This window comes from Candidatus Poriferisodalis multihospitum (genome assembly GCF_028283155.1).
Classification (GTDB): domain Bacteria; phylum Actinomycetota; class Acidimicrobiia; order Acidimicrobiales; family Poriferisodalaceae; genus Poriferisodalis; species Poriferisodalis multihospitum.
Genome location: NZ_JAPYOK010000069.1, coordinates 1 through 20,262, shown reverse-complemented (window position 1 = coordinate 20,262; position 20,262 = coordinate 1). Strand labels below are relative to the sequence as shown.

The window sequence follows — 20,262 nt, the reverse complement described above, 5'->3', positions numbered from 1 at the left end:
GATCGGAACCGCGGCAATCGTCGTGGCGTAGGTCGTCAGCGTGAATGGCTTGAAGTGCACGACCAGTGGACGGATAGCCATCAGGTAGATCGCATAGGACGCGGCGACCAGCAGCGTCACGAGGTCTCCCCAACCAATCGAGACTGAAGTACGAGCCGTGACAAACAGCACGCAGCCTGCAGCGGCCGCGGCCACAGCGATCAAGGAGAGAGGCGCAGGGAGATTCCGACGCTCCAAAGAGGTGAACAACATCACAAAGAGCGGCACGAGGGCCAGCAACAACGACGCTGAGAAGGCGCTGGTCAGCGACAGCCCCACGCTGAATCCGAAGACGTATCCGCAGAAGCCCACGACAGCGACGGCAACAAGTCTCCCCCGATGCTCTCGACGCACCGGCGTGACACCGCCGGTGAGACCCAGCACCGCCCACCCGAGCACAGCCATCGACGCGAACCGGATGAAGTTGAATGGGCCCACATCGAATTGGTTCAGCGCCTCCTTGGCGAATACGAAGTTGACTCCCCACGCGGCCACCACGATGCCAGCGACGATCCAAACCACGGCCTTGGACACCGGTTTCTGAGGGCAGCTGAGTCGAGTCCCAGCGGACATGGCGACAAGCTAGAGATGCCCCGAGGGAGCCGTCCTGACATTCCGCGTGTGTGTCCGAGATTGTCTGAAATCGTGCTGTGTCGCTACACCGTCGCGCCGGAGACCGCCCTCAGAGGACGTTGCCCGTAGTTGGTCGTGTCGCTTCTCAGCGACGGCTCCGAGCTCGGCAGGCTCAGGCGCCGAGTTCGGTTGCGCGGGCCCGGAACAGCTCGACGTTGTTCTCCTTGATTTCCTCGTAGCCGCGGATCATGTCGGGAAGCCGGGCGATCTCGACGGCCCGGGCGTAGGCAGCTTCGTCGCCTGCGCCCAGCGTGTCGAGTGCCCGTTCGATCATCCCGCGGTACTCGTCGATCAGCTCACGCTCCATCTTCCGGTGAGCGGTCCTGCCGAAGACGTCGAGCGCGCCGCCGCGCAGGCCCTTCATCCGCGCCAGCAGTGCGAATGCCATGTCACCTGAGCGGCCGAGGCCGATCTTCTTCTCGACGCCCATGCGACGCATGATCGGCGGGTGCAGCTTGTAGGTGACATCGGTCTTGTCGCCGAACTGGTCGCGCACAGCCTGCTGGAACGCCTTGGAGCGGTGCAGCCGGGCCACCTCGTACTCGTCCTTGTAGGCCATCAGCTTGTACAGGTACGTCGCCACGGCCTCGCTGAGCGCTGTCTCGCTGCCCGCCGCTGCCTCGGCCTCGCGCACCTCGGCAATGAAGCTGGCGTAGGCGGCTGCGTATGCGTGGTTCTGGTAGGCCACCAGGTCGGGCACCCGGATCCGCAGCAGCCGTGCCAGTTCCTCGGACTGGTTGGGCACTGCGTCGATGAGGTCCTGCTCACGGCCTGACGGGCCGATCTCACGCTTCACCTTGCCGACCCGCTCGACCTCGAGCGTTCCCAGGAAGTCGGGGTCGAGCACGATCTTGCGGCCGATGCGGAACGCCTGGGTGTTCATCTCCACCGCAACGCCGTTCAGCTCGATGGCTCGCTCGATCGCCGAAGCGCTGATCGGGACCACGCCCGCCTGATAGGCGGCACCCACCACCAGCACGTTGGCCGGCATGTGCGAGCGGAACAGGCTGTCCGACAGGGTGCCGGCGTCGAAGTAGACGTTGCGCTCGGGACTGGTGGATTCGTCGATGACCCGCTGGAAGGCCGTCCACTCGGGGAACTCGGCGGAGGTGTCGCGCACCATCGAGGTGGTGGGCACCTTCGACGACGACACCACGGCCACCGTCTTGCCGGCCAGTGCCTTGTCGAGGTTGGCAGGGTTGGTGCCGGTCAGCAGGTCGAACACGATGTAGGCGTCGGCCTCGCCGAGCCCGACCTTGTTGGCCTCATCGCCGCCAGCCTCAGCCTCGTGGTGACCGTTTGTTTCCCGCTCTTGTTCGCTTCGCTCACGGGCCGCTCGGGCCCCGGCTTCGCCATTCGGCTCAGCCTCTCGTCGCCGAATCTTGAGGTTCGACAGCACCGGGCCGCCCTTCTGGGCAAGACCGGTCTGGTCGAGGCCGTTGGCCGTCTTGCCGTCGAGCAGGGCGGCCGTCGCCAGCATCTGGTTCACCGTGACCACGCCCGTGCCGCCGATGCCCATCATCAAGATGTTGCCCTCGTCGATACGGTCGGGCTCAGGCAGGTTGTCGCCGATGTGCTCGATTGCCACCGTGGCCTTGGTGGGGATCTTCCCCGCCGGCACCACCTCGATGAACGCCGGGCAGTCGCCGTCGAGGCAGGTGAAGTCTTTATTGCACGACGACTGGTGAATCTGGGTCTTGCGGCCGAACTCGGTCTCGATGGGCTGCACGCTCAGGCAGCTCGACTTCTCGCCGCAGTCGCCGCAGCCCTCGCAGACCGCCTCGTTGATGAACACTCGCGTGTTGGGCTCGGCCACCTTGCCGCGCTTGCGGTCGCGCCGCAGCTCGGCCGCACACGCCTGGTCATAGATCAGGACCGTGCAGCCCTCGATCTCGCGCAGCACGCGCTGCGCCTCGTCCATGCGGTCGCGGTGCCAGACGTCGGTGCCGGGAGCGAACTCGGCATCGGCGGGGTACTTGGAGGTGTCGTCGGTGACAACCATCACCTTGGCCACGCCCTCGGCGTGCACCGAGCGGGTCAGCTCGGGCACGGCCATGCCGCCGTCGATGTCCTGGCCGCCCGTCATGGCGACCGCGCCGTTGTAGAGGATCTTGTAGGTGACGTTGGTGCCGGCGGCCACGGCCTGGCGCAGCGCCAGCGAGCCGGAGTGGTGGTAGGTGCCGTCGCCGATGTTCTGAAACCGGTGCTCCATCGTGACGAACGGCGCTGCGCCGACCCACTGGCAGCCTTCGCCGCCCATCTGAGTCGTGCCGCGGACGTTGCGGGTGGGCGTCATGGCCGCCATGCCGTGGCAGCCGATGCCGCCGCCTGCCTCGGAGCCCTCCGGCACCCAGGTGGAGCGGTTGTGCGGGCAGCCCGAGCAGAACCCCGGCGTGCGGCCGGCGGCCTTCTCGCCCTTGGAAGTGGTGACCGCCAACGGGATCGTGATGCGCTCGGGCACAGCCGGCCCGATGCCTTCGGGACCGAGCCGGTCCACCAGGAACGGCCGGATCTTGCGTGCGATCAGGTCGGCGTCCATCTCACCGTGGCCCGGGAACCAGAAGCCGCCGTGCTGATCGCGCTTGCCGAGCACGACGGGCGCGCCGGCCACGCCGTAGAGGTTCTCCTTCATGAGCGCCTCGATGATCGAGCGCTTCTCTTCCACAGCGACGATCACATCGAGCCCATCGGCGAACTCGCGCAGGCTGGTGGGCTCGAGCGGCCACACTACGGCTGGCTTCCAGACGCGGACGCCTCGGCGCTCCAGCTCGATGTCGTCGAGTCCCATGCGGTCGAGCGCCTCGCGCAGGTCGTAATAGGTCTTGCCTGCGGCCACGAGGCCGATCCGGGCGTCGCGGGTGGGAACGGTCTGGCGATTGAGCTTGTTGGCCGCCACGAACTCGTCGACTGCGACCATGCGGCCCTCGTGGATCTCGAGTTCCATGCGCACCGCGTTCGGGCCGAACAGGGCGTCCTGCTGGGTGTGCGCCCAGGGCTTGCCCTCCCATTCGAATTCGGGACGCGTGACCGAGACACGGCCAGGGCCAACCTGCACGGTCGCGTAGCCGTCGGCCACGTTGGTGACGATCTTGAGCGCCGACCAGAATCCGCTGTAGCGGGACAGCTCGTAGCCCCAGCGGCCGTAGTCGATGACCTCCTGGACCGAGCCGGGATACAGGATCGGCGTCTGGAAGTGGATGAGCACGGGCTCGGACTCAGACGCCAGCGTGGACGACTTCGAAGCGGGGTCGTCGCCGGCCACGAGCAGCACGCCACCCTTGGGGTCAACGCCACAGACGTTCGCATGTTTGATGGCGTCTCCAGACCGGTCGACCCCCGGCGCCTTGCCGTACCACATGCCGAGCACACCGTCGTAGCGGCCCTCGAAGTTGCGGTTCGAGAGCTGGCTTCCCCACACGATCGTGGCGCCCAGATCCTCGTTGAGGCCGGGCTCGAAGATGATGTTGTTCTGCTCGAGCTCGGTGGCATTGGTCGTCATCAGCGAGTCGATGCCGCCCAGCGGCGACCCGCGGTAGCCCGACACCATGGCCGCGTTGTTCAGCCCGTCACGGCGATCTGCCCGGAGCTGATCCAGCAGCACGCGCAGCAGCGCCTGCACGCCCGACATGGCCACATCGCCTTCCATGCGGTCGAAGCGATCCTCGAGCTTGAAGTCGGCGAGTGCCATCGAATCCCCCTCATGAGCCGCGGCGGCGGGTGTAACGGCCATCTGCGAGGCTACCCGTCAGCCCAAAGTGCTGCCCGGGAGGCTGGAGCGCTCAGCGCTTGGGCAGCAGACCGGGACGGGGCAGCGTGAATGCGAGCCCCAGCGCACACGCATTGGCAACTGCCGCCATGGTGAAGGTCCAGCCATAGCCCCCCGTTGCATTCAGCAGCAACTGCGCCACGTACGGCCCGATCGCTGCGCACGATCCTGCGGTTGCGAAGAAGCGGCCCACTATCGCACCGGCATGGGTACGGCCGAAATAATCGGCGACCAGCGCCGGGAAGACCGCCACGCTCCCGCCGTAGGACAATCCGAACGCGATAGCCGAGGCGTACAGCAGCACCAGATTGTCGGCCACGGCTATGCCGACGAACGACAGCGTTTCGACCGCCAACGCCAGAGCCACGGCTCGACGGCGGTCGATGCGGTCCGACAATGGACCGGTCACAATGCGCCCCACGAGGCCCCCGACGCCGACCGAGCTGATGACTCCTGACGCCCATTGCAGGGAGAAGCCGAGGCTGCGGGCGTACTGAACGCCGTGTGCGAACGGCACGAACACGACGACGAACGTCAAGGCGAACATCCCGAAGATGCGCCAGAACACCGAGGTGCGCCACGCTGCGGATGCCGTCCACGCCGTGCGGGGATTCTCGGCGTCGGGGGCGCTGCTGCGGGTGGCTTCCACGACGAATCCCGCCGGCCTCGACACGACCCGCGAACGGGCGAGCGGGCGGTCAGCGGGATCCGGCGTGCGACCGTCGGGATACTGGCCGATCGACTCGGGATCGCGCACGAACAGCATGGCGGTGGCCGCCATGAACACGCCGCCCACTACGGCCATCGCGGCGATCGCCGTGCGCCAGCCGAACTGTGAGACGAGCCACGCGGCGATCGGCGGTGCCACGATCCCGCCGGCGCTGCCGCCCGAACCCACGATGCCCGTCGCCAAGCCGCGCCGAGCGGTGAACCAGCGCACGACGGTGGCATTCGCGGGCACCCACGACGACGACATGCCGAGCGGCGCGATCACCGCCAACCCGATGAAGACCAGCATCAAGCTCGGCGCAGACGACAGCACCAGGTAGCCGGCAGCCAGCAGCAGGGCGCCCACGGCGATGACCTGACGGGGGCCGATCCGGTCGGTGAGCTGCCCGCTCCACACGCTGACGGCGCTGTAGCTGAGGATGTATAGCGCGTACGCGAGCTGCAGCCAGTTGGTTGACCAGCCGGTGTCTGCGCTGATGGCGCCCTCGAAGGTGCCGTAGCTGAATTGCAGGCCGTACACGATGAATAGCACCCAGAAACCGGCCCACGCCACGCGCCAGCCGTGGAATGGCCGGCCGATCAACACGCGGACGCCGCCGGCAGACGCCTAATGGGCACAGTCACGAGATGAGCTTCATGTGTGCGGTTTGCCGCCCGAGGCGGCATCCGCTACATGTCGCCTGGTGCGAGGAAGAACCAGATGGGCTGCTTCTCGCCGGCGTCGGCCATGGCCTTGCGGGCGGCCATGATCGTGCGGCCCGCCTCGGTGGAGGTGAAGAACCAGCGCGCGCCCGCCCATGCGGCAGGAGCGTGTTCGGCAAGCGCGAGGGCGGCAGTCTCGTAGTAGCCGCGGATGTCCTGAGCCACCCGGGCCGGGATGCCGGGAATACCCGCTTCCTTCCAGGGCGTTCCCTCGGCGACGCGCACAAAGGACTGCACGGCATCCCCGATGTCATCGGCGGCCACGACGCGCCCGGCGCCCGTGCGGTTGCCCAGCTTGGCCACGGCCCGGTCGTAGGCCTGCCGCAGGCCGTTGGCCTCGTCCACTGCGGGATGCAGGCTGGGATCGTGCCGCGGCGGCAGCTCGCACGACATGGTGCTGGTGCCGTCGTCGTCGATCGACTCGGCGAACTTCTCCACCACAGGCTGATCGGAGGTGAGCAGCCCGAAGGCGTGCGCCAGCACCCGGTGCTGGAAGTCGGCGTCGTTGGGCTTGCCGAGCGGGCGCCCGAGTGGGAAGTCGCACCACAGCCCGCGCGGCGGGGCGGTGCCCTGAATGTGAGCGCCGATGGAACCCAGTGCCACGGTGGCGATTCCGGCTTCCTCGAAAACGTGGGCGAGCGTACTCACGGTACGCGTGCACAGCGGTCAGACGGGGGTGAACAGGGCGATGTCCACCCCTTGCTCACGCAGGAACTTCGCGCCCGCAGGACCGGAGTCCATGCGCACGCCGGACAGGTCGAACTGGTTGCCTGCGTAGGACAGGTGAATGTCGGAGACCCGGCCGATGGTGCCGTCAGCGGCCAGCTCGTCGAGGCGGTCGATCGGGAACACCGTGTTGAGGTCGAGGGCGATCCCGGTGGCGTCGAAGTTGGGGCTCCAGTGGCCGCACATGTAGTCGCGCCGGCCGCCGTCGAGCACGCGATAGCCGGTGTCGATCGGCTCGAAATCGTCCTGGTCGGGATGGTGGAGCGACGCCGAAGTCACGATGGCCACGGTGGCATCGGCCAGCGGCGGTGGCGTCGTGAACGCCGTTGTCTCGAAGTCGGGCAGCTCGAGCCCGCCCGTCAGTGCCTTGACATCGGTATCAGCCATGGCGGCAAAGCTACGACTTGCGGCGCTGCGTTGCTCGAAAGCCCTCGACGATCAGGCGCCTTCTTCCAGGTCGAGCGAGCGCTCGCGCAGCCGGCGCATGCCCCGGAGCCAGCGGTCCGGGTCGGACGCTTTGCGCTCCACGTAGGTCTGGGCCTCGGGGTGGGAGAGGATCAGGAAGCGCTCTTCGGCCATGGCCTCGGTGATGACCTGTGCCACGAACTCGGGTTCGACAATCCCGTCGGTGCCGCCGTCGGCCAGCCGCTGGGGCGCCATGGCGGTGTTCACGCCCTGCGGGCACAGCACCGACACCCGGATGCCGTCGTCGCCGTGCAGGATCGCCTCCATCTCGGCGAGCTTGATGCACGCGGCCTTGGTGACCGAGTACGGCGCAGAGCCCATGGCAGCCAGCAGTCCGGCGGCGCTGGCGGTGTGCACCAGATAGCCCTCGCCTCGGGCCAGCATTGAGGGCAGCACGGCACGGGCGGCATACACGTGGCTCATCACGTGCAGCTCCCACTGGGACTGCCACGCGTCATTGGAGGCGTCAACGCCGCCTTCGGCACCAGCGCCGGCGTTCGAGAAGAACACATCGATCGGGCCGTGCGCGTCGAGCGCGCGTTCGACCAGGTCGGCAACGGCCGCTTCGTCGGTGACGTCGAGCCCGACGCCCTCGCATCCGATCTCGTCCGCTACGGCTAGCGCAGCTTCGGCGTTGTAGTCGGCCACGACGACGTGGCGAGCACCCTCGGCCATCCAGTGCCGTGCGGTGGCCCCGCCGATGCCGCCGCCCCCGCCGGTGATGATCGCAACTCGATCGCGCAATTCCATGGAGCCTGCTCCTTCTTCGTGTCGGTGGGCTCAGTCAGCCGCGGCGGCTTCAGGTTCGACTGCGTCGTTGCCGCCAGCCTGCGGCTCGGCGGTGCCGATACCGCCAATCTCTTCGCCCTCGTCGATTGCCTTGATGCGCGCCGCATATGCGGTCTCGGCAAGGCCCTCGGCACCGAGGAACCGGCCCGGGCTGGCGCCGTCGATGTGGCCCATGATCCCCCGGTACAGGCTGAACCCGCACAACGCAGCCAGCTCGTCGGGCATGTCACGGACGTCTTCTGGGGAGAGGCTGAAGTACTGGTTCTGCTGCTGGCGCATCCAGCCCCGGCAGTACTGAACGCTGATGCCCAAGCGCCAGTCGTCGGTGGAGGTGTTGGCGCCGCCGCAGTGCCAGGTGCCGCCGTTGACGATCAGCACCGAGCCGGCCGGCATCTCGGCTGCGATGTACTCCGGCTTCTCGCCCGGCTGAGGCTCATGGTCAAAGCGGTGCGAGCCCGGCACTAAACGGGTGGCGCCATTCTCGTCGGTGAAGTCGGTGAATGCCCAGATGGTGGTGACCATGAACGGCGGGCGGGGCCGGGGCACGTCGATCTGGTCCACCAGGCCGTCGTCGGAGTGCAGACCCTGGTGCACCTCGCCGGGGCCGATGTGCATGCACGTAGTGCCCGACAGGATCGCTCCGGGCTCCATCAGCCGCTGCGGGAACGGCAGCACGTTGCGGTGGATCGGCAGCTTCCAGAACGACCGGTCCTTGTGGAGCAGGTTGTACATGCGCTTGGTGGCGAACCCCTCGATGCGGTTCCCCTTCGGCTGAACGTTCAGCTCGTCCTCCACCCGGGCCACGGTCTCACGGATCTCGGTGACCAGCGCCGGTTCGATGGCCCCTTCGACGATGCAGTAGCCGTGCTCGTCGACTTCGTCGAGATAGCGCTGGAGTTCAGTTTCGTTCGAAGTGAGGTCCAAGGTGCCGCTCATGGCCCCAGTCTCGCAGGAAGTCCCGTCTCAGGCCTCATCGACGCCCGCGAAGCGCAGGTCGCAGCCGTCGCGCACCTCGCTGGCCCGGCCGAGGAAGTGACTGTCCTCGACGTTCCAGGTGTGCTCATCGCCGTGGCGCACCCGCAGGTAGCCGGCACCGTGGGTCCAGTAGATGCGCCCGCCAGCCAGTGTGACGTCGTGGGCGAGGGCGATGTCGACTCGCCGCGGCACCCGCCGCCAGCCCCCGGCTGCATCGAGATCGTGGCGGGAGATCATCAGCACGCCACCCGAGACGCCCACGAACGGGATGTACCGCTCGGAGAACTTCTGGCGGTTCTGGTCTCGAACCGTCGTGTCGAGCCGTTCCAGGTACACGTACTCGGCGGACTTGCCGATCAGCTCCGCCCCCGAGTACTCGTGCGCCAGCACCAGATCCCAGATGTGCTCGGCGCCGTAGTAGTCGTCGTCGTCCATCTTGGTGATCAAGGATCCGCCCGCCGCGTCGGCCGCGGCGCGCAGGACTCCCCCGAGGGTCTGCGAGCCGTCGACGCGCACGATGCGAAGCGAGGCGTCGAGATCACCGGCCAGTGCTTCGATCTCGGCATCGCTGTCGAATCCGTCGCCGTGCAGCGCCAAGACGAGCTCCAGACGCCGGTACGTCTGGCCGCTGACGGTTGCGATGACGTCGCCAACGCGGTCCGGCCGCCGCGTCGGCGCCAGGATCGACACCTCGGGCGGTTGGGCGCTGGTGCCGGTTGCCGCGATCACGTGGCGGGCCCGGCTGCGCAACGAGTGGTCGCGTAGCGCGCAGCGCCGCATCTCGATGCTGAGTTGCTCCCGGCGGTGGGCATCAGCATCGGCGATGTCGTCCGACGCCATCAGGTCGTGCAGCTCCGGCCCGAGCCTCGCCGCGAGTTCCCGATCGGGTGCGTCGAGGTGCACGACCACACCGGCACCTGCCAGCGCTGCCAGCGCGCCGGCCCGCTGGGTGGCGTCGCGGTGATCGCCGGAGCTGTCGGTGAGGTGGTGCGGGGCCCGCAGATCGGCCAGCAGCTCGCCCCCGAGGTAGAGGCTGAAGATCGATCCTCGGGCCAGCGACAGCAGCGATCGCACCGACGCCGGTCCTGGCTCGAACCCGGCAGACCAGCCGATCGGGTTGACCGCCTCCGGGTTGAATGCCTGGACACTCGCCATCGGTGACATGTCCCCAAGCACCGCGACCAGCGGCTGTCGCTCATTCGACGCGCCTCGAAGTGCCGCTTCACCGGCCTTGGCTGAGTCCGCAACCACAACATCCACGTGGTGGTCGCCGTCATCGCCGACATGAGTCGCAACTCGGGTCGAGGCAGCAAAGACCGCAGCCGCTCCGCGGCCGGCGGCGGCGATCTCGGCCCCGAGGGGGTAGCGGGCGAGGCGCTGCACGTAGCGCTGGCTGCGGGGCTGGAGGCCCAGCCAGATGCGCAGGCGCTTCTTGATGTGTCGTGGCCATTGCTTTCGTGCCCGTCGCAGGGCCCACATGAAGCTGCGGAACTTCCAGCGGAGGTTCTTGACCCGCCACCACACCGCCTGCGCGATCGTCCCGACCAGCCCGGCGACGTCGCCGGGCCGCCTGATGCGCCGCACGGCGACGAACAGCGTCCCCAAGTGCCGGCGCATCCGGGCCCACAGCCGCAAGAACCGCTTCGCCGGGCCGTGCAGCTTGCCCGCGAGCCATCCCTGCGGCTTGGCCTCCTGGGTCACTTGCAGGCTGTCGACGTCCAGCTCGATGACGCTGCCGAACTCGGCAACCGTTCTGCCCGACCTCCGGGCACGGTGAACCACCCAGCCGCGTGTGATGCCGACCCGATGGCCCGAGGCCAGATCCGACTCGCCCGCGGCAGCCGTGCCCAGCTGGTTCTGGAGCCGGTCGAGCATCCGTGGCCTGATGTCCGCGCCGGCGGGAACCCGAACGTGGAATGCCGCCGCGGGGTACGCGAGGGCTGCGCCGCCCGCAACGCCCACGCTGACACGCGGGTCCGGGCCGAGCAGGCGGCGGAGTCGTTCGAACTGCTCGCCGGGTCGCTCGTCGACCCACGTCACGAGGTCGTGGACGTTGCTGGCCAGTACCTGCTCGACAGTGTCCAGCACGCCTTCCTCATCGGCGTGTCCCGGTTCCACGGTCACCACGAACTGCGGCACGACATAGGAGCGACCCGGGGACGCGGTGCGCAGCCGCCGGTCGGGAATGAGGTGCGAGAGCTTGTCGCGTTGCTGGGCAAGGCTGATCGTCTCGTCCTCGCTCAGCACCGCTCCTTCGCCCTGGTGCCAGCACAGCGCAGAGCGTTCGGGCACCAGCACGGCACCCATCGCGTAGGCGCGCCAGCCGAACTCGATGTCCTCCGAACCCCATTGGGTGAAGGACTCGTCGAACGTCCCTGCGGTCTCGAAGAATGCCTTCGACACAGCAAAGTTGCCGCCAGTCACCGTTCGGAATACGTCATCGGCATCCGAGGCCAGGTCGTCGGTGGCCTCCATGCGGCGCTCGATCCACTCGGGGCGCTGGATCGGCCGTCCTTCGAAGAGATCTGCGAGTGTCCCGGGGCGGTCACGCACGTCGGACGCCCCGATGCCGTCCACTTCGACGTGCTGGCGGAATCCCAGTGTGAGCAGGTCGCTGGCGGCGTGGTGCCAGCGGGCGTGGGCGGCCAACCAGTCGGCCTCGGGCACCATGTCGCAGTCCAGGAAGATCAGCACATCGCCTTGGGCTGCACGGGCGCCGTTGTTACGAGCCCGGGCCAAGCCGAACCCGAGGTCTTCCTGGTGGACCACTCGAAGGCTTAGCCGGCGCGGGCCCGTTCCATTGAGCGCCGCCAGATCGAGCTGAGCCAGATCCAGCGGCGGATCCGAGCCGTCGTCCACCACGACGACCTCGAAGAGATCCACGGGGTAGGTCTGCCGCTCGAGTCCGGCCAGCGTGAGAGCCAGCGCATCGGGCGCCTCGTAGTAGGAGACAACCACGGTCACCGGCAGCAGCGGCTCGAACACATCGAGCGGCGCCACCCCCAGCGAGCGCCAGTCATTGCCCCGCACGTCGGCGGGCGGCGGCGTGGGACGGTGTGCAGGCGGTGTGAACACGGGCGGTCCGTTGCGGTCAGACATCCGTCGCCGGACATCACTCGGCCGCGTGAGTATGCCCCCGCTGGCTGTCGCTGCCCCGCACCGTTGCCCTAGGGACGGCTTTCGTAGGATGACCCGCATGGCCGACGAAGGAGGCGAGGAAGGCACGGCACCTGTCCGACCGCTCATCGACCTGACATCGAGGCCGACGGCTCGGATGTACCTGCGGGAGGCGTGGCGTCGGCGCGAGTTCGCCATCGTGGTGCCGGCGCAGGACCTGCGGGCCCAGAACATGGACACCACGCTGGGCCAGCTCTGGCACCTGGTGAATCCGGCCCTGCTGGTCGGGGTTTATTTCCTGGTGTTCGGCGTCATCATCGACACCCGGCGCGGGGTCGACAACTTCCTGGGATTCCTCATCGTCGGCGTGGTGCTGTTCCATCTCACCCAGCGGGTCACCCTGGAGGCATCCACCTCGATCACGCAGAACATGGGCCTGATCCGCTCCATCCAGTTCCCGCGCATCCTTCTGCCCGCGGCATCGGTGAACGGCCAGACCGCTGCGTTCGTGCCCGCGCTGGCGCTGGCGATCCTGGCGGTGCTGGCGACGGGCGAGCTGCCGACGCTTCGCTGGCTGGTGCTGCCGGCGGTGCTGGCGGCGCAGTTCGCCTTCAATTTCGGTACTGCGCTGCTCGTGGCCCGCATCGGCGCCACCCTGCCGGACCTGCGCCAGATCCTGCCGCACTTGTTCCGGCTGCTGTTCTACGGCTCGGGCGTAATCTTCAGCGTCGATGCGTTCGTGCAGAGCACGGCGTGGCGGCGTGCGTTCGCGCTCAACCCGCTCTACGACGTCATCACGTGTGCGCGCTGGTGCCTGCTGGGCGAACCCGTGGACCTGTGGGTGGTGGCCGGTCTCGTGATGTGGTGCGTGCTGATGCCCGCAATCGGTTTTGCGGTGTTCCATCGTTCCGAGCAGAGGCTCGGCGCGTGAGCGACCACGCTGTCACGGTCGAGGTGCGCGACGCCCACGTCAGCTACCGGGTGTTCGAGGAGCCGGCCATGGGTCTCAAGCAGGGCTTTGCCCGGGGCCGGATGCGTCGCCAGCACCGCATGATCCCCGCCGTGCAGGGCGTGACGCTGGATCTGTTCGAGTGCGAGACGCTGGGGCTGATCGGGCCGAACGGTGCGGGCAAGTCGACGCTGCTCGCCGCGATGACCGGGCTGCTGCCGCTGCGATCGGGCACCATCCGGGGACGGTCGCGGCCGTCGCTGCTCGGGGTGTCATCGGTGCTGCGACCGGCGCTCTCGGGGCGGCGCAACATCCTGATCGGCGGTCTGGCGCTGGGGTTCACCCGTGCCGAAGTGGAGCGCCGGATGGACGAGATCATCGACTTCGCCGGGCTGCGGGCCGACATCGACCGGCCGATGCGCACGTACTCCTCGGGCATGCGCGCCCGGCTGCGCTTTGCCATCGCCACCGCCCGCATTCCCGAGATCCTGCTGATCGACGAGGCGCTGACGGTGGGCGACGAGGAGTTCCGGCGGCTGGCGGCCGAACGCATCGACGACGTGCGCTCAGCCTCGGGGTCGGTGGTGCTGGTCACCCACAACATGAACGAGATCCGGCGCTTCTGCGACCGGGTGGTCTGGCTGGACGAAGGCCGCATCCGGGCCGTCGGCGATCCCGGCGAGATCGTCGACGACTACCTGGCGGCCCCGAGTACCAACTCACGCAGCTCGTCTCGCTGAACCGGCGGGACAGCTTACGGCCGGCAGTGCGAGACTGACGCCGTGGCGGCGGACGCGGGGGCAGACGGGTCGGACGGGCGGCGCATCATCCTGAACGCGTTCACCATGAACTGCGTCAGCCACATCCAGCAGGGACTGTGGGTGCGCGGCGACACCCGCCAGCGGGAATACACCTCGCTGGAGCCATGGCTGGAGCTGGCCCGCATCTGCGAGGCGGGCTGCTTCGACGCCGTCTTCCTGGCCGACGTGATCGGGCTGTACGACACCTACCGGGGCAGTGCCGACACCGTGCTGCGCGAGGGCATGCAGGTGCCCGTCAACGACCCGATGCTGCTGATCCCCGCGATGGCGACGGTTACCGAGCATCTCGGGTTCGCGTTCACCAGCAACGTGCTGCAGGCGCACCCGTTCACGTTCTCCCGCCAGATCACCACGCTCGATCACCTCACCGGCGGGCGTGTGGCGTGGAACGTGGTCACGTCATACCTGCAGAACGGTGCACAGAGCCTCGGCTACGAGGCGCTGCCGAAGCACGACACTCGTTACGAGCGAGCTGAGGACTACCTGGACGTCTGCTACAAGCTCTGGGAGGGCAGCTGGTCTGACGACGCCGTGCTGGCCGATACCGAGCGCGGTGTCTATGCCGATCCGGCCGGCGTCCGGCCGATCGACCACGACGGCCCGTACTACTCGGTGGCGGGACCGCACCTGGCCGAGCCGTCGCCGCAGCGCACGCCGGTGATCTACCAAGCCGGCTCATCGGATCGAGGACGGGACTTCGCCGCCAAGCATGCCGAGTGCGTATTCGTGGTGGCAGCCTCTCGGGGCTTGACACGCATCGCCGAAGACATCCGGCGCCGGGTGAGTGCCGTGGGTCGCCATCCCGATGACGTGAAGATCATCGCCGGCCTGTCCCCCATCGTGGGCGGCACCGAGGCCGAGGCGAAGGCCAAGCACGCCGACTATCTCGAAACGCTCTCGCTGGAGGCGGGTCTGGCGCACCTGAGCGGCAACCTGAACATCGACCTGAGCCACATCGACCCTGACCAGCCGCTCGAGACGCTGCGCACCGAGGGCGTTCGCGGACCGGTGAAGTCGCTGCTGGACTCGGCCCGGCCGGGCACTCGCACGTTCGGGGACCTCATCAAGCTGAACATGGCCGGCCAGTTCCTGGTGGGATCGCCCGAGCAGATCGCGGATGGCATGCAGCGTCGGCTGGACCAGGGCGTGGACGGCTTCAACCTGGTGTATGCCACCACTCCCGGCACGTTCGTGGACTTCATCGACGGCGTCGTGCCGGTGCTGCGCGAGCGAGGTCTGGTGCAGCGGGAATACCAACCGGGAACGCTGCGCGAGAAGCTGTTCGGCCGCAGGCGCCTGGGTGAGACACACTACGCCAGCGGCTTCCGCCAGCAGCGGGTGTAGCCGATCGGCGCAGCGCGTAGCGGCTCGTGGCCGGCTCAGCCAGCGAGGCGCATGACGGCTGCAGCCCGCTCAGCCTCTCGGCGAGGCCCGTGACGGTCCACGCAGGGTGACGCCTCCGTCGACGACAAGCGTGTGGCCGGTGATGTAGCGCGCCTCGTCGGTGCACAGGAACCGGACCGCAGCGCCCACATCCCAGCCGTTGCCCTCGATCTTCAGCACGCTGGCCCGCCGGCGGGCCTCGGCAAGCTCGTCAGGCATCTCGTCGCCGCCGACGAGGGGTGTGCGCACGGGCCCGGGAGCCACGCAGTTCACCCGCACGCCATCAGCGCCGTGGTCGACGGCCATGGCGGAGGTGAGCGCCATGATCGCCCCCTTGGATGTGGAGTACGCCGTCATGCCACGGGGCCGCAGCGCCGAGATGGACGAGATGTTGACCACTGCTCCCCCGTCCGAGTGCTCGATCATCGCCGGGATGGCGTGGCGTGACGCCAGCACCATCGAAGTGAGGTTCACGTCCATCACGCGCTGCCACGCATCGACAGCACCCGTCACCACGGTGCCATCACTGCCGATGCCGACGTTGTTCACCAGAATGTCCAGCCGGCCCCAGCGATCGATCGCCGCCTGGGTCATGGCCTCGCAGTCGGTCTCGACGGTCACATCGGCGCCCAGGGCGACGGCGCTGCCGCCCTCGGCGCCGATCATCTCAACCGTGGCCTCCGCGAGCTCCGGCTTGCGGTCCACCGCCAGCACGTGCGCGCCTGCCTCGGCCAGCAGGATCGCCGCTGCCCGGCCGTTCCCGATCCCGTCGCCCCGCGCTCCCGCACCGGTGACGATCGCCACCCGGCCCCCCAGATCAGCACTCGCTCGTGTCGCAGTCATCAGTCGACGCTCTGGCGGGACGAGCGATCAGCCGTCGCCGCTGCGGCGCAGGGTGCTGCGGTCGTCCAATGGCGACCAGGCGGCGGCGTAATCGCTCTGCAGCTCGGCCAGATCCGCGGCCCACGCGGTGGGGATCCATGCGTAGCGGGACTCGAACATGAAGGCCAGCATGTCGGCCATCCGCCGCGGCTCGAGCTCGGCCGTGGTGCCTGCGTCGTAGGCCTCGATGTCGGGGCCGTGGGGCAGGAAAGCGTTGTGGATGCTGACGCCGCCGGGCAGGAACCCGCCTTCGGGCTTGGCGTCGTAGGTGCCCTCGACCAGGCCCATCAGCTCGCTCATCACGTTGGAGTGGTACCAGGGCGGCCGGAACGTGTGCTCCTGCACCGCCCAGCGCTCGCGAAACAGCACGAAGTCGACATTGGCAGTGCCCGGGGACTCCGACGGCGAGGTCAGCAGCGTCCAGATGGACGGCGCCGGGTGGTCGAACAGCAGCGGCCCGAGCGGGCAGTAGTTGCGCAGGTCGTACTTGTAAGGAGCGAAGTTGCCGTGCCACGCCACCACGTCCAGCGGCGAGTGCGGCAGATGCGTCTCGAGCAGGCGGCCGTCGTGCTTGAAGACCAGCCGGGTCGGGCGGTCGTCGGCCTCGTAACTGGCCACCGGGTACAGGAAGTCCCGGGGCATGGCGAGCGCGTCCACGCCGATCAGGCCCGGGTCGGGCAGCCGGAACGGCGCCCCGTAGTTCTCGCACACGTAGCCCCGGGCTGATTCCTCCATCAGCTCCACCCGGAACTTCACCCCGCGGGGAACCGTGGCCATCTCCGCCGGGCCGACGGTCAGCGTGCCCATCTCGGTGACGAGCCGCAGCGTCCCCTGCTGGGGGACCATCAGCATCTCGCCGTCGGCGTTGGCGAACACCTCGTCTTCCATCGAGCGGTTGGCGAAGTACAGATGAGTTGCGGCTCCGCACTGGGTGTGGGCATCGCCGTTCGCAGCCAGCGTGCAGAGCCCTTCCAGCCACGTGCAGGGCTCGGTCGGAATGTCGACCGGGCTCCAGCGCAGCTGTGCCACGGGAGGAGAACCCTCCCGGCACGGCGAGGTGCGGATGTTGCCCGGATCGATGTCGCGCAGGCCGCTGACGTGGCGCACGGACGGGCGGATGCGGTACATCCAGGTGCGCATCGCATCGGCGCGGGCGACCGTGAAAGCGCTGCCGGTGAGCTGCTCGGTGTAGAGATCGTGGGCGACGCGCTGAGGGCTGTTCTGGCCGAGAGGCAGCACACCCGGCTCGGCCTCGGTGGCGTGCTCGTTGCCGAAGCCGCTCTGGTACTCGACGCCGAAATCATCCCCCATGAATGCCAGCCTAGATCGGGGCCGCCGAACCCCCTTCGGCTCCGCGATGTCAGAGCCTGATCACGTCACGGCGCGGCGGCGGCGCATGGTCATCGCCAGAACCGAAGCGCCTGCGGCACAAACGGCAAAGGCCAGCCAGACCGTGTCGAATCCGCCTGTCCATTCGATGACGTACCCCGCGGCGAGGCCGCCGATGCTCAACCCCGACATGAAGCCGAGCATCACGATTCCCGACGCCCGCCCGGCGAGGGCGACCGGAACGCCGGTGATGATGGCCAGCATCGCCACGGCGTTCCACGACATCATCGTGAAGCCCGCCAGCAGCGACATCACCCACATCAGCGAGCCATGGACGGACGTGGTTGCCAGCAGCAGCGCCATGGCGACCACGGTGAACGCGGACTGGATGGCGAGCGCACTGGCGGGGCGGACCCGGGTCTCGGTGAGGCGGGCCCACCAGATGCGCGACCCTGCTGCGGTAATGCCCGCTAGCGCGCTGGCCATGCCGGCCCAGAAGTTGGTCCAGCCCAAAGACTGCTCGGCGAAGAGCACCTGAAATCGGCCCACGCCGCCCACCACGCCGCCCATGAGCAGCGAGAACCAGGCGATCTTCGTGATGTAGACGCGCTCGGCGAGCGCCATCCGCACTGGCCGGGGATGCAGCGGCTTTACGGCGAACACCGCTCCCGGCGGCGCCTCGTACTCGGCTTGTTCCTCAGCGTTCGGGTCGGCATCAGGGCGCATCCACAGCTGGATGCCCAGCGCACACACCAGCGCCGCCGCGCCATAGATGCCCATCGCAGTCCGCCAACCGAACCAGACGGCCAGCGTCGGCAGCGTGGAGCCAGACAGGAAGATGCCGAACATGACGCCCGACTGCTTGAGTCCGGTGATGGTGCCGCGGCGCCCGGCGGGCACCCGCTCGGCGATGAGCTTGTTGGTGGCCGGGTTGCACCAGCCCTGCCCGAGACCGGCGAACCCTGCCGACGCCATGAGCACCCAGAGGTTGGTGGCGAATGCCATCCCGAACATGCCGATCCCTGCTGTGGCGATGGTCAGCACCGTCGACAGCTTGGGTCCGACGCGATCGGTGAGACGGCCCGACAGCGGTGCGAACAGTGCCGCGACGATCGTGTTGGCCGTCAGCGCCACGCTGAAGGCGCCGGTGGTGATCTGCAGGGCGGCAATGAGATCAACCGCCATCACGGCCGGCAGCATCATCGGAATCGGGCCGAGGATCATGGTGGCGACCAGCACGAAGTTCAGGCCCAGGCGCTGCAGCGGGCCGTCGTCGGCGCCGGAGGGCACCACGCCTTCGGCGGCTGCTCCAGCGTGCACGACGGGATCTCCGGCCGTTCGCATCGCTGCGAACCCTATGGCCGCTCGGCGCTTGCCGTTCGGAGTGCCTAGCGTTCCAGCGTGAATACTCACCAGGTGCTGTTGCCGGCCGACGACTACGCCCATCTCGCCGACCGGCTGGCGGCGCTCGATCACGACCTCACGCCGCTGCTGTGGAGCCGCGACGGCGTCACCCTGCCCGACGGCTCACAGATCGCTGACGCGGACGGCATGCCGACCGGCGACGCCACCTATGCGCCCGTTGCCGCCTGGGTCTCGATCGGCTTGCTGTTCGGCGGCAACCTGGCTGCCTTCGTCGACGCGGCGCTTGCTCCCGGGACGTTGCGCTGGACTCAGGCCTGTCTTGCCGGCACCGATGCACCGCCGTTCCAGCAGCTTCTGAGCGCGGGCGTCCAGCTGAGCCGCAGCGACGCTCCCAATGACGCCACCGCCGAGCACACCATGTCGCTGGTGCTGCACACGTTTCACGGCTGGGAAGGGCGCATCGATCGTCGCCGGGCCGGCGAGTGGCTGCAGGTGCCATGGAGAGAGGTGCGGGGCAGCCGCTGGCTGGTGATCGGATTCGGGTCCATCGGTCGCAAGGTTGCGGCGCTGGCGCGTCCTTTCGGCGCCACGGTGGTGGGTGCCCGCCGCAGCGTCGCCGGCGCGACAGACCTCCAAGCCGCCGACGCGATGGTGACGATGGAGGGCATCGCCGAAGAGATGCCGCTCGCCGATGTGGTGGTGTTGGCCTGCCCGCTCACCGACGAGACCCGCGGGCTCGTCGATGCCGAATTCCTGTCGGCGTTGCGTGACGACGTGGTGCTGGTGAATGTGTCCCGAGGGGCGGTCATCGACACCGACGACCTGCTCGCCTGGCTGGATGGCGACCGGGCGGCGACTGCGGTGCTCGACGTGTTCGAAGTGGAGCCGCTGCCCGAGGGCAGCCCGCTGTGGAAGCACCCCAAGGTGGTGATGACCACCCACATCGGAGGGGCCGGAAGCGGGATGGCCTCCCGCAACGACAACCTGTTCATCGACCAGCTCGCAACCTTCCTTGCCGGCGGCACGCCGCGGCTGGGAGTGCAGGGCTGAACCGAGAAACCTGAGCCACGGAGATCGGGTCATGAAGGCTGAGTCATGAAATCAGAGACGCTGCTGCCGCTGGGCAAGCTGGACCCGGGATTGCGAGCGCCCGACGTGCCGCTCGACGTCACCGCGATCGGCGACGCCGCGGCACAAGTGGAAGCACTGGGCTACGACGCCCTCGTGGTGGAGGAAACCAAAGACGACCCCTACCAGCTGCTTGCCATGGCGGCGGTGGCAACGTCCACGCTGGGTCTGGGCACCTCGGTGGCCATGGCATTCCCGCGCTCGCCCACCGTCACGGCACTGTCGGCGTGGACGCTGCAGAAGGCCTCGGGCGGTCGGGCCATCTTGGGGCTGGGAAGCCAGGTGCGTGGACACATTCGCCGCCGGTACGGCATGGAGTGGTCGGCGCCGGGTCCGTGGATGCGCGACTACGTGGGCGCCCTGCGTGCGGTGTGGCGCTGCTGGCAGGAGCGCACGCCGCTCGATTTCCAGAGCGAGCACTACCGGCTCAATCTGATGGTGCCGCTGTTCGACCCCGGCCCCAT

16 protein-coding genes are annotated in these 20,262 nt (G+C 68.3%); 5 read left to right on the top strand and 11 right to left on the bottom strand.

The features are described 5' to 3' along the window. The 8 genes from VI480_RS06520 to VI480_RS06485 form a co-directional block, all read right to left on the bottom strand. Positions 1-612, bottom strand: a 612-nt coding sequence (locus VI480_RS06520) for a DMT family transporter (protein WP_323672017.1), incomplete at its 3' end; no start/stop codon positions are given. Between the two features lie 172 nt (positions 613-784). Continuing rightward, positions 785-4,360 (bottom strand): indolepyruvate ferredoxin oxidoreductase family protein, encoded by a 3,576-nt coding sequence (locus VI480_RS06515; RefSeq protein WP_323672016.1) that lies wholly within the window; start codon positions 4,358-4,360, stop codon positions 785-787. Between the two features lie 91 nt (positions 4,361-4,451). Further along, complete coding sequence (locus VI480_RS06510) at positions 4,452-5,753, bottom strand: MFS transporter (protein WP_323672015.1); 1,302 nt, start codon at positions 5,751-5,753, stop codon at positions 4,452-4,454. A gap of 83 nt (positions 5,754-5,836) precedes the next feature. Continuing rightward, the gene (locus VI480_RS06505) at positions 5,837-6,517 is read right to left on the bottom strand and encodes a hypothetical protein (RefSeq protein WP_323672014.1); all 681 of its coding nucleotides are present in this window, start codon (positions 6,515-6,517) and stop codon (positions 5,837-5,839) included. Positions 6,518-6,535: 18 nt separating this feature from the next. Further along, on the bottom strand, positions 6,536-6,982 hold the full coding sequence (locus VI480_RS06500) for a hypothetical protein (RefSeq protein WP_323672013.1): 447 nt from the start codon (positions 6,980-6,982) through the stop codon (positions 6,536-6,538). 51 nt (positions 6,983-7,033) lie between these two features. Beyond that, complete coding sequence (locus tag VI480_RS06495) at positions 7,034-7,810, bottom strand: SDR family oxidoreductase (RefSeq protein ID WP_323672012.1); 777 nt, start codon at positions 7,808-7,810, stop codon at positions 7,034-7,036. A gap of 30 nt (positions 7,811-7,840) precedes the next feature. Then, the gene (locus VI480_RS06490) at positions 7,841-8,785 is read right to left on the bottom strand and encodes a phytanoyl-CoA dioxygenase family protein (protein ID WP_323672011.1); all 945 of its coding nucleotides are present in this window, start codon (positions 8,783-8,785) and stop codon (positions 7,841-7,843) included. A 27-nt stretch (positions 8,786-8,812) separates the two neighbouring features. Continuing rightward, the gene (locus VI480_RS06485; protein WP_323672010.1) at positions 8,813-11,899 is read right to left on the bottom strand and encodes a glycosyltransferase; all 3,087 of its coding nucleotides are present in this window, start codon (positions 11,897-11,899) and stop codon (positions 8,813-8,815) included. 121 nt (positions 11,900-12,020) lie between these two features. Here VI480_RS06485 and VI480_RS06480 point away from each other — a divergent pair, with 121 nt between their 5' ends. The 3 genes from VI480_RS06480 to VI480_RS06470 are packed head-to-tail and all read left to right on the top strand — an operon-like array spanning position 12,021 to position 15,055. Then, a complete protein-coding gene (locus VI480_RS06480) occupies positions 12,021-12,872 on the top strand; it encodes an ABC transporter permease (RefSeq protein ID WP_323672009.1) in 852 nt (283 codons plus the stop codon). Further along, entirely contained in the window at positions 12,869-13,630 is a 762-nt protein-coding gene (locus VI480_RS06475) for an ABC transporter ATP-binding protein (RefSeq protein ID WP_323672008.1), read from the top strand. Before VI480_RS06480 ends, VI480_RS06475 begins: the two co-directional genes overlap by 4 nt. Before the next feature lie 42 nt (positions 13,631-13,672). Then, complete coding sequence (locus VI480_RS06470; RefSeq protein ID WP_323672007.1) at positions 13,673-15,055, top strand: LLM class flavin-dependent oxidoreductase; 1,383 nt, start codon at positions 13,673-13,675, stop codon at positions 15,053-15,055. 69 nt (positions 15,056-15,124) lie between these two features. On the opposite strand, the gene VI480_RS06465 is transcribed toward VI480_RS06470, so the two are convergent. The 3 genes from VI480_RS06465 to VI480_RS06455 are packed head-to-tail and all read right to left on the bottom strand — an operon-like array spanning position 15,125 to position 18,649. Next, positions 15,125-15,937 carry an SDR family NAD(P)-dependent oxidoreductase gene (locus VI480_RS06465; RefSeq protein ID WP_323672006.1) on the bottom strand — a complete coding sequence of 271 codons (813 nt, stop codon included), beginning with the start codon at positions 15,935-15,937 and terminating at the stop codon, positions 15,125-15,127. 27 nt (positions 15,938-15,964) lie between these two features. After that, positions 15,965-17,287 (bottom strand): homogentisate 1,2-dioxygenase, encoded by a 1,323-nt coding sequence (gene hmgA, locus VI480_RS06460; RefSeq protein WP_323672005.1) that lies wholly within the window; start codon positions 17,285-17,287, stop codon positions 15,965-15,967. Positions 17,288-17,347: 60 nt separating this feature from the next. After that, positions 17,348-18,649 (bottom strand): MFS transporter, encoded by a 1,302-nt coding sequence (locus VI480_RS06455; RefSeq protein WP_323672004.1) that lies wholly within the window; start codon positions 18,647-18,649, stop codon positions 17,348-17,350. 57 nt (positions 18,650-18,706) lie between these two features. Here VI480_RS06455 and VI480_RS06450 point away from each other — a divergent pair, with 57 nt between their 5' ends. Both VI480_RS06450 and VI480_RS06445 read left to right on the top strand, forming a co-directional pair. Beyond that, complete coding sequence (locus VI480_RS06450) at positions 18,707-19,720, top strand: NAD(P)-dependent oxidoreductase (protein ID WP_323672003.1); 1,014 nt, start codon at positions 18,707-18,709, stop codon at positions 19,718-19,720. Between the two features lie 45 nt (positions 19,721-19,765). Continuing rightward, a partial coding sequence (locus tag VI480_RS06445; protein WP_323672002.1) for an LLM class flavin-dependent oxidoreductase occupies positions 19,766-20,262 on the top strand: 497 nt, incomplete at its 3' end.

What these genes read in the sequence shown, in the direction of transcription:
- VI480_RS06515 (WP_323672016.1), bottom strand. Translation starts at nt 4,360, where the DNA reads ATGGCACTCGCCGACTTCAAGCTCGAGGATCGCTTCGACCGCATGGAA.
- VI480_RS06500 (WP_323672013.1), bottom strand. Translation starts at nt 6,982, where the DNA reads ATGGCTGATACCGATGTCAAGGCACTGACGGGCGGGCTCGAGCTGCCC.
- VI480_RS06495 (WP_323672012.1), bottom strand. Translation starts at nt 7,810, where the DNA reads ATGGAATTGCGCGATCGAGTTGCGATCATCACCGGCGGGGGCGGCGGC.
- VI480_RS06490 (WP_323672011.1), bottom strand. Translation starts at nt 8,785, where the DNA reads ATGAGCGGCACCTTGGACCTCACTTCGAACGAAACTGAACTCCAGCGC.
- VI480_RS06480 (WP_323672009.1), top strand. Translation starts at nt 12,021, where the DNA reads ATGGCCGACGAAGGAGGCGAGGAAGGCACGGCACCTGTCCGACCGCTC.
- VI480_RS06465 (WP_323672006.1), bottom strand. Translation starts at nt 15,937, where the DNA reads ATGACTGCGACACGAGCGAGTGCTGATCTGGGGGGCCGGGTGGCGATC.
- hmgA (WP_323672005.1), bottom strand. Translation starts at nt 17,287, where the DNA reads ATGGGGGATGATTTCGGCGTCGAGTACCAGAGCGGCTTCGGCAACGAG.
- VI480_RS06455 (WP_323672004.1), bottom strand. Translation starts at nt 18,649, where the DNA reads ATGCGAACGGCCGGAGATCCCGTCGTGCACGCTGGAGCAGCCGCCGAA.